The organism is uncultured Sphingomonas sp., from assembly GCF_913778135.1.
GTDB lineage: Bacteria > Pseudomonadota > Alphaproteobacteria > Sphingomonadales > Sphingomonadaceae > Sphingomonas.
The window spans coordinates 1-5,725 of record NZ_CAJYVU010000005.1; the positions used below are offsets into that span (position 1 = coordinate 1).

Below are 5,725 nucleotides of genomic sequence, written 5' to 3' on the forward strand. Positions count from 1 at the left end.
TCCCGGTTGTCTGGCGCTGATGGCCGGGCTGGCTATCATCGTGGCGGGCGCGTGGGTGCTGCTCGGCTGGTCGGGCAGCGGCCCGGCCGCCAAGCCGATGAACGTCGAGATCGTGCAGGGCTCAAGCCTGGCGAGTGCGGCCGAGCAGCTGGAGAAGGCGGGGGCGATCCGCTCGGCCTCGCGCTTCCGACTACGCGCGCGGTTGTTCGGCGGTTCGGGATCGGTCAAGGCGGGCGAGTTCGCGATCCCTGCGGGTGCGAGCGAGTCGACGATCCTGTCGATCTTGCAGGGCGGTAAGGCGGTGCAGCGGCTGGTCGTGATCCCGGAAGGGCTGCCATCGGTGATGGTACGCGACAAGCTGATGTCGGCGCCTGCGCTGACCGGCAGCGTCGGCGTGCCCGCCGAAGGATCGGTGCTGCCGGACGGTTATTCGTTCGAGCGCGACGAAACTCGCGCGGCGGTACTGGCGCGAATGCAGACGGCGATGAAACGCTACGTGGCGCAGGCTTGGGCCAAGCGGCGACCCACGACCGTCGCGAAGACGCCCGAGCAGGCGGTGATCCTTGCCTCGGTGGTGGAGAAGGAGACGGGCAAGCCGTCGGAACGACGGATGGTCGCCGCCGTCTATTCCAACCGCCTGCGCATCGGCATGCCGTTGCAGGCCGATCCGACCGTCATCTACCCGATCACGAAGGGACGCCCGCTCGGCCGGCGTATCCGCCAATCTGAACTGCGCGCGAAGAACGGCTACAACACCTACGCGTCACCCGGGCTGCCGGTCGGGCCGATCGCCAATCCGGGGCGGCTGTCGATCGACGCGGTGCTTGACCCGGCGCAGACCAAGGCGCTGTACTTTGTGGCGGACGGCACCGGCGGGCACGTCTTCGCCGACACGTTGGCCGAGCACAACGCGAACGTGAAGAAGTGGTACGCGATCCGTCGCGCTCGCGGCGAGATGTAATCACGCGCGCTTCGGAACATGTACTTCCAAGCATCTCGTCAAGTGAGTTGCCTGATAACGACCGATCGCAAGCTTCTCTGCTAAATATCTGATCTTGCACCGCTGAGCGCTTGGCGCGTCGAACCGAGCCTCTCACACGGCGAGCAAGGGTGCCGCGCACGCACTGGGCCGGTAGAAGGCGGCAAAAGGGAAGCATCGTTGCCGTTAAACCTGCCGTTTCGCTGTGCCGCCCTCGTTGCCGGCACGACCATTCTATCCGCCTGTGTCCCCGCTGGCCGTCCGCCCGCCGCACACGTTGCAGCAGTGCCGATCATGGTGCAGTCAGTCCCGTCCAAGCGCGCACCTGTCTCGCCGCTGCCGCTCCCCATCCGGTCTCTATCGCGCGCGCAGCCTTCTGCCCGTCTCGTCAACGCAGTGCAGGCGCTAGGTCGCGGCTTCAACGGCGAAGTGGGTATCAGCGTCCGCGACATCAACGAAGGCTGGGTTGTCGCGTGGGAAGGTGACCGCGCCCGTCCGCAGCAGAGCGTCAGCAAATTGTGGGTCGCCATCGCGGTGATGGATGCCGTCGATCACGGCCGGCTGTCGCTTTCTGATCGGGTAACCGTCAGGCGATCGGACCTGACCCTATTTCACCAGCCCATACGCGCGCTGGTCGGCAAGGATGGGTACACGACGACGATCGGAGCGCTGCTACGCGGTGCGATGACGCGCAGCGACAATACCTGCAACGACGTGCTGCTATGGAAGGTTGGCGGACCGGCCGCAATCAACCGCATGCTGCGCGAGAAGGGCGTCGACGGGGTCAAATTCGGCCCCGGCGAGCGCAAGTTGCAGGCGCGCACCGCAGGGCTGGAATGGCGACCCGAATGGGCCGGCGGCTGGGGTTTCCTGCAGGCTCGCGCGGCGATGACGTACGAAGCGCGTGCTAGGGCGCTGCGGCGCTATCTGGCAGCACCGATGGACGGCGCATCGGCGAACGGCGTGACCCTCGGATTGTCGCTGCTGGCAGAAGGCAAGTTGCTCAAGCCGCGCTCGACCGCGTCGCTGCTGACGCTGATGCGGTCGAGCAGGACCGGGCCGCTGCGGTTGAAGTCAGGCCTGCGACCCGGCTGGACGCTGGCGCACAAGACCGGGTTGGGGCAGGACCTGAACAATTGGTCGACCGGCTACAATGATGTCGGGCTGCTCGTCGCGCCCGATGGTCACCGCTACGCAGTCGCGGTCATGATCGCCAGCACGCGCGAGCCGATCCCCGCGCGAATGCGGTTGATGGGCAACGTCACCCGCGCGATCGTTGCGAACGCCGCCCGCTAAGCGGCAGTCGCGTCAGCCTTTCAGCGCCGCCGCCTTCTTCGCGCGCTCGGTAACCTCCGGCATCGTGCCTTCGGTCACCCAGCTGCCGCCGACGCAGAGCACGGGATCGAGTGCCAGCCAGTCGGGCGCGTTCTTCGCGCTGATCCCGCCGGTCGGGCAGAATTTGCACTGGTAAAAAGGTGCGGCGAGCGCCTTCAATGCCTTGACGCCCCCCGAGGTCTCGGCCGGAAAGAACTTGAAGTGGGTGAGGCCGAGGTCAAGCCCGCGCATGATGTCGCCCGCGGTCGCGACGCCGGGCAGATAGGGCAGCTTGCTGTCGATGATCCGCTCGCTTAGCCGGTGTGACAGCCCCGGCGAGACGATGAACTCTGCGCCGGCGTCGACCGCCTGGTCGAACTGGTCGGGCGACACGACCGTGCCCGCGCCGACGATCGCGCGCGGCACCTGCTTCATCTCGCGGATCGCGTCGAGCGCGGCGGGGGTGCGCAGCGTCACCTCAAGCACGCGCAGGCCGCCCGCGACCAGCGCCTCGGCGAGCGGACGCGCCTGCGCGGCGTCGTGGATCACCAGCACCGGGATCACCGGCGCAGTCTGCATGATGTCCTGAATGTTCATGTGTGCTCCTGCGCGAAGGCGGCCGCGGCGCCGAAAAGGCCGGGCTGGGGATGGGTGATGAGCTTGACCGGAATCGCGGCCATCAACTGCTGGAAGCGACCCTTGGCGACGAAACGCTGGTCGAAGCCGGAGCGGAGCAGCTTGTCCTTGATGCGCAGCCCCAGTCCGCCTGCGATCACGACGCCCTTAGCGCCGTGCGCGAGTGCCAGGTCACCCGCGACCGCGCCGAGCGCCAGGCAGAAGCGGTCGAGCGCGGCGAGCGCGAGCGAGTCGTCGCCGTCGAGCGCGTCGGTCCAGATTTCCTTGTCGGTGCGTTCGCGAATCGCGCGGCCCTCGAGGCTCGCGAGCGTCTCGTAGATCGCGACGATGCCGGGACCCGCGACAATCCGCTCGGTCGACACGCGCGTGAAGGTTCGGCGCAGTCGCTTGAGGATCGCATCCTCGATCCCGTCGAGCGGGGCATAGTCCATGTGCCCGCCCTCCGTCGGCAGCACGAGATAGCGGCCCGCCGTCTTGAACACTTGTGCAACGCCCAGACCGGTGCCGGGTCCGCAGACGGTGGTCACTCCCTCGACGGGCAGCGGCACGTCGGGGCCGCACAGATGCTCGAAATCGATCTCGGGCAACTGCCCGACCGCGTGGCCGACTGCCCCAAAATCGTTGATGATCGTGTAAACGTCTGCGCCCAGCCGCTCCGGAATCAGCGACGGTCGGATGACCCACGGATTGTTGGTCATGCGGATCACGTCGCCGGTTATGGGCGAGGCGACTGACAGCGCCGCCGCGCGCGGCATCGGTCGGCCGAGCGTCGCGGCGAAGGCCTGCCACGCAGTTTGAAGGCTGGCGTGATCGGCGGTGCGCAACGTCACCGGATCGCCCAGCGACACGACCCTGCCGCCCTCGACCTCTGCGATCGCGAAGCGCGCGTTGGTGCCGCCGATGTCGGCAGTCACGATCTCCGTCACAGCATTGCTCCCGCCAGCATCGCACTCGCTCCCTTTTCCGCCTCGTCGGCCTGTCCACGGAACATGCCGAACAGCTCGCGTCCCATGCCCGACGGCGCGGGGGGCTGGGTGGGCCGCTCGCGCGCATTCAGCGTATCCGCCTCGACCAGCATGTCGAGCGTGCCCGCGACCGCGTCGACACGCACCATGTCACCGTCGCGGATGAGGCCGATGTTTCCTCCTCCGAGCGCCTCCGGGCTGACGTGGATTGCGCACGGCACCTTGCCGCTCGCCCCCGACATGCGGCCATCGGTGACGAGCGCGACCTTGAACCCGCGGTTTTGAAGCACGCCGAGCGGCGGGGTCAGCTTGTGCAACTCGGGCATGCCGTTGGCGCGCGGACCCTGGAAGCGGACCACGACGACCACGTCGCGGTCGAGCTCGCCCGCCTTGAACGCGTCGATCACGTCGAGCTGATCGTCGAACACGCGCGCGGGCGCCTCGACGATCCAGCGCTCGCGCTCGACCGCCGACACCTTGATGCAGGCGCGGCCGACATTGCCTTGAAGGATGCGCATCCCACCGTCGGGCGAGAAGGGTGCAGCAGCGGGGCGCAGGATCGTCTCGTCGCCGCTCGCACCCGGCGGTGCCCAGGCGAGCGCGTCGCCGTCGAGCACCGGCTTGTTCGCGTAGGTCGACAGGTCGTCGCCCGCGACCGTCATGATGTCGCGGTGAAGGTGCCCGCTCGAAAGCAGTTCGCCGATGACATAGGGCATGCCGCCCGCCGCCTCGAACGCGTTCACGTCGGCGGAGCCGTTCGGATAGACGCGCGCCAGCAAGGGAACCGCGGCCGACAGCCGGTCGAAATCCTCCCAGTCGATGATGATCCCCGCCGCACGCGCGATCGCAGGGACGTGAAGCAGGTGGTTGGTCGACCCGCCGGTTGCGAGCAGGCCGACCGCGGCGTTCACGATCGCCTTCTCGTCGACGCAGAGTCCCAGGGGGCGGTAGTCCTGACCCGACGTGCCGATCCCGGCGAGGCGGTGCACCGCCGCGCGGGTCAGCGCCTGCCGGAGTTTGGTGCCGGGATTGACGAAGGCGGCGCCGGGCATGTGGAGGCCCATGACCTCCATCATCATCTGATTGGTGTTGGCGGTACCATAGAAGGTGCACGTGCCCTGGCTGTGATAGGCGCCGATCTCCGCCTCCAGCAATTCCTCGCGCCCCGCCTCGCCGACCGCAAAGCGCTCGCGCACCGCGGCCTTTTCCTTATTCGGCAGGCCAGAGGGCATCGGGCCGCCCGGTACCATCACCATCGGCAGGTGTCCGAAACGCAGCGCCCCCATCAGCAAGCCCGGCACGATCTTGTCGCAGATGCCGAGCAGCGCCGCGCCCTCGAACGTGCCGTGTGACAAGGCGATCGCGGTCGACAGCGCGATCGTGTCGCGGCTGAACAGCGACAGCTCCATGCCGGGATACCCTTGCGTCACCCCGTCGCACATCGCGGGCACGCCGCCTGCGACCTGCGCGGTCGCGCCGACCTCGCGCGCCCAGACCTTCATCTGTTCGGGATAGCGGTAATAGACCGCGTGCGCCGACAACATGTCGTTGTACGAGGTGACGATGCCGATGTTCATCCCCGCGCCGTCGCGCATCGCGGCGCGGTCCTCAGGCGTGCCGGCATAAGCGTGCGCGAGATTGGCGCAGCCGAGCCGCGGACGGCCGATCCAGGTGTCGCGCTCGCGCTCGATCAGGTTGAGATAGGCGCGACGGGTCGGCTGCGAGCGCGCGATGATGCGATCGGTGACAGCCTGTACGGCGGGGTTCATGCGAAACTTTCCATCTGCCCTGAGCTGGTCGAAGGGCGCTTCTAGTCGCTCAGGGCGTCAGG

General features: G+C 67.8%; 5 protein-coding genes. 2 read left to right on the forward strand and 3 right to left on the reverse strand.

Annotation, left to right across the window (positions count from 1 at the left end; all coding sequences use genetic code 11):
* Window positions 1-961, forward strand: a 961-nt coding sequence (gene mltG, locus QZ847_RS00380; protein ID WP_294352038.1) for an endolytic transglycosylase MltG, incomplete at its 5' end; no start/stop codon positions are given.
* Window positions 962-1,273: 312 nt separating this feature from the next.
* Window positions 1,274-2,275 carry a serine hydrolase gene (locus QZ847_RS00385; protein WP_294352041.1) on the forward strand — a complete coding sequence of 334 codons (1,002 nt, stop codon included), beginning with the start codon at window positions 1,274-1,276 and terminating at the stop codon, window positions 2,273-2,275.
* A 12-nt stretch (window positions 2,276-2,287) separates the two neighbouring features.
* On the opposite strand, the gene eda is transcribed toward QZ847_RS00385, so the two are convergent.
* Genes eda through edd form a run of 3 tightly spaced genes read right to left on the reverse strand, consistent with a single transcriptional unit; the run spans window position 2,288 to window position 5,663 of the window.
* The gene (eda, locus tag QZ847_RS00390; protein WP_294192634.1) at window positions 2,288-2,890 is read right to left on the reverse strand and encodes a bifunctional 4-hydroxy-2-oxoglutarate aldolase/2-dehydro-3-deoxy-phosphogluconate aldolase; all 603 of its coding nucleotides are present in this window, start codon (window positions 2,888-2,890) and stop codon (window positions 2,288-2,290) included.
* On the reverse strand, window positions 2,887-3,855 hold the full coding sequence (glk, locus tag QZ847_RS00395) for a glucokinase (protein WP_294352043.1): 969 nt from the start codon (window positions 3,853-3,855) through the stop codon (window positions 2,887-2,889). Before glk ends, eda begins: the two co-directional genes overlap by 4 nt.
* Window positions 3,852-5,663, reverse strand: a complete 1,812-nt coding sequence (edd, locus tag QZ847_RS00400) for a phosphogluconate dehydratase (RefSeq protein ID WP_294352045.1) — start codon at window positions 5,661-5,663, stop codon at window positions 3,852-3,854. Before edd ends, glk begins: the two co-directional genes overlap by 4 nt.
* Between the last annotated feature and the right edge of the window lie 62 nt (window positions 5,664-5,725).

What these genes read in the sequence shown, in the direction of transcription:
- QZ847_RS00385 (WP_294352041.1), top strand. Translation starts at nt 1,274, where the DNA reads ATGGTGCAGTCAGTCCCGTCCAAGCGCGCACCTGTCTCGCCGCTGCCG.
- eda (WP_294192634.1), bottom strand. Translation starts at nt 2,890, where the DNA reads ATGAACATTCAGGACATCATGCAGACTGCGCCGGTGATCCCGGTGCTG.
- edd (WP_294352045.1), bottom strand. Translation starts at nt 5,663, where the DNA reads ATGAACCCCGCCGTACAGGCTGTCACCGATCGCATCATCGCGCGCTCG.